2 protein-coding genes are annotated in these 2,739 nt (G+C 42.1%); both read right to left on the bottom strand.

Translation table 11 applies throughout. The annotated features are described in order from the left end of the window. Window positions 1-320: 320 nt before the first annotated feature. Window positions 321-908, bottom strand: coding sequence for a hypothetical protein (locus PX636_RS06740; RefSeq protein WP_288116567.1), 588 nt, complete (start codon window positions 906-908; stop codon window positions 321-323). A gap of 49 nt (window positions 909-957) precedes the next feature. Further along, the coding region (locus tag PX636_RS06735) for a hypothetical protein (protein ID WP_288116566.1) at window positions 958-2,739 on the bottom strand (1,782 nt) is incomplete at its 5' end.

Here is a 2,739-nt window from a genome sequence, read left to right as displayed (position 1 = left end):
TTTATGCCCAAAGACATTTTTCTCGTAGTTCCCAGAAAAATCGCCAAGGAGTGCTTGACAATTAATATCGAATCGTCAAGAGATAATGGAGTATAATTGAATTGACAGTAAAAGCTCACTTTTGATTTTTTCTATGAAATACCTAATAACCTAAGCGAATCAAAAGTATCAATATAAAACCCTCGGAACCCACATTCCGCACCCTAGTCGTTGAAATCAAAAGTTGCTCTAGCCCTTGTATAGTAAGACTTTTAGCGATTACTAAGAATTATGAAGTGTCACACTCTAGTCAGCGATCGCCAGCTTAATGAGAGTTTATTTCAATAATTTGGTATCAGAGCTATCAGATTTTTAGCACCAATTGTGCATCTGCTGGGCAAACAAATTAGCCTGTAATTCAGAGCCGGCAATCGTTTTGACGATTTAGATAAAATTTTCAATGTGACAGTTGAGGGTGCGGAATGTGGGTCGAATTGTCCATTGGGATTTCCTCCACTACCTGCGATTGTTAGTCCATCAGCGGAAATTGCCCTTGCATTAGATAAATGCCATCCTGTTAGGTCTAATCCGAAGTCATTGACTAAGACTTCTTGCAAGTCTCTCATACCATTAGTCGCATCCCAGATGAACGCCCTCTGACCACTGGCACCCTCCCTTAGTCCGACGACAACCGAACCATCTTGTGATGCTCCAAAGGCGAAGCTACCGAAACCACCACCTGGAAGGTCGCCTAGTCCAACCATCCCTGTAGCTTGTGTCCAACGAAAGGCCTCCAGCCCATTTGCCGAATCGCTGAAACCAACGATGACTGAACCATCCCCTGATACCGCATTAGCTTCTCCCCAGAAACCACCACCAGGGAGATAAGCTAAACGGCTTTTACTTCGGATCACCGATATAGACTCCAAAAGGGTTATAGCTGTTGGATCATGCAGGTTAAGCGCCGTTTAGCTTAACTTAAGGAGAAGACAGGATCAAAGCATTAGAAAATTGATATTTCCCTGCTTTGACGGTTAATTTGCCCTTTTTCCAACCCAAAGAAACGGGAGAGTTATCTCGACTTAAACTGTTATAAAGGGCGAAATTTTTTGACCAATCGTGCTTTTGACCGTTACGAATTAAAATCGGCAGTAGATTGATTTGATTATAGGTCAATTGTAAACTCTGCCCTTGACTGCCTTTAAATAAGAGGCTGCCTTGGTTAATTTGAGTTAAATTTACTTGACTTTTTTGCTTAAATATGCTCTTGAAATTCTCATAACTACCCTGGGTTGCCGCTTCCCCCACTTCCAGAGCAAAACCCGCATAATTGTTACCTGTGGGTAAAGCTTGGTAGGTATTATCATCGGGATAAGGGGAATTAGGAATCTCGATCATTTCAGGAGAAGAAAGATTTATTAATCTCAGGGCTAACCAAGTTTTTTCTAATTGAATAAACCAGATATTATCATCTTTTTCTACCTTGGCAGTTTTCGGTAATTGCCAGAAAAAAGCTTGGTCTGCTGGTCGTAACCAGATTAAAAGATTACGATATTGTCCGATTTCATCCCCGGGATTTTTGCCCGGTTTTACGCCATTTTTGCCAGTGTTAGCCACAAAAAAATCCACCCCTTTGTGTTGATTAAAGGCCATTAATTTAAATGGGGCCACATCGCCATCGGGGAAAGTTCCCGCCAGACTACCCATTTGATAACTAGCCCCGATAAATTGAGTTTCCCAATAACCTGGACTTTGATTATTGCCCGGTTTCCAGTTTTCATACAGGGGTTTACTGGCGAGAATTTCTACCGGTTTATTAAAGTTTTTTCGGGCTAATTCCATCACTGCTAAAGGAGGACGATAACCACTGGTAATTAGATAAAGAGAGTCCAATTCCGGGCGATTATTGGGGACAGGAGTATCACCAAAGTATAGCCAAAAAGTGCGGCCTGCGTGCGATCGCATTACGCCATGGCCATCACCATAATCACGTTTTACAGGGCCCCCCCAACCACCGCGATAATATTTAACACTAGCGGCCATGGATAACCAATCTAAGGCCATTTTTGCCCATTGTTTAACTTCCGTATCTTGAGCAAAATCGTAGAGATTGAGATAGGGAGCAAAGGTGTGACCGTGATAAACTTCTGAATCCCATTCTCCCATACCGATGTTATATAAAGCTGAAACGTAACGCTTAATTTTACTTTTATAAATTTGACGAGTTGCTTCATTTCCGGTTTCTTCGGCCATCAGATAAACCGATGTTTCGCGCATCGCTCGCAGGTTATCAGTATTGCGACTATCTACCCATAAACCCCGTCTTGTTATACTCCAATCATTACCCGTTCCTTGGCCCGTACCGTGGACAGGATGGGGCCGTTGTAAAGGGTCGGTTTCTGTCCAAATTTTCGCCGCATTATACATTCTCTGACGATAAACAGGATCGAGATATTTTCCGAGAAGAAAATACTTTCTAATTTGTCCTTTCAGGGTAAAAGAAAAATAATAATCTATATAATCGGTGTGGGCCTGTTCCCGTTTTTGTGGGTCATCCTGCTGCAGGAAATCTAGGGCTTTTTGCCGGTTTCCTGCCAAGAAATCAAACATGGCCATAGGATAGGATTTTTTCTCGTTTTCTCCCCACAAATTGCCATAACTTTCTGCCTTAGCAAAATGGTTAATAACCTGCTTAGACCTTTGTTGAAATTCTGCCTCTAATTGCGGTGTCCAATCGTTAAGATATTGGGGTTGAACTTC

The sequence above is a fragment of the Microcystis sp. M53598_WE2 genome (assembly GCF_030067735.1).
GTDB lineage: Bacteria > Cyanobacteriota > Cyanobacteriia > Cyanobacteriales > Microcystaceae > Microcystis > Microcystis aeruginosa.
Note: the sequence above shows the minus strand (reverse complement) of the source record. Positions and strands in the feature narration are given on the sequence as shown.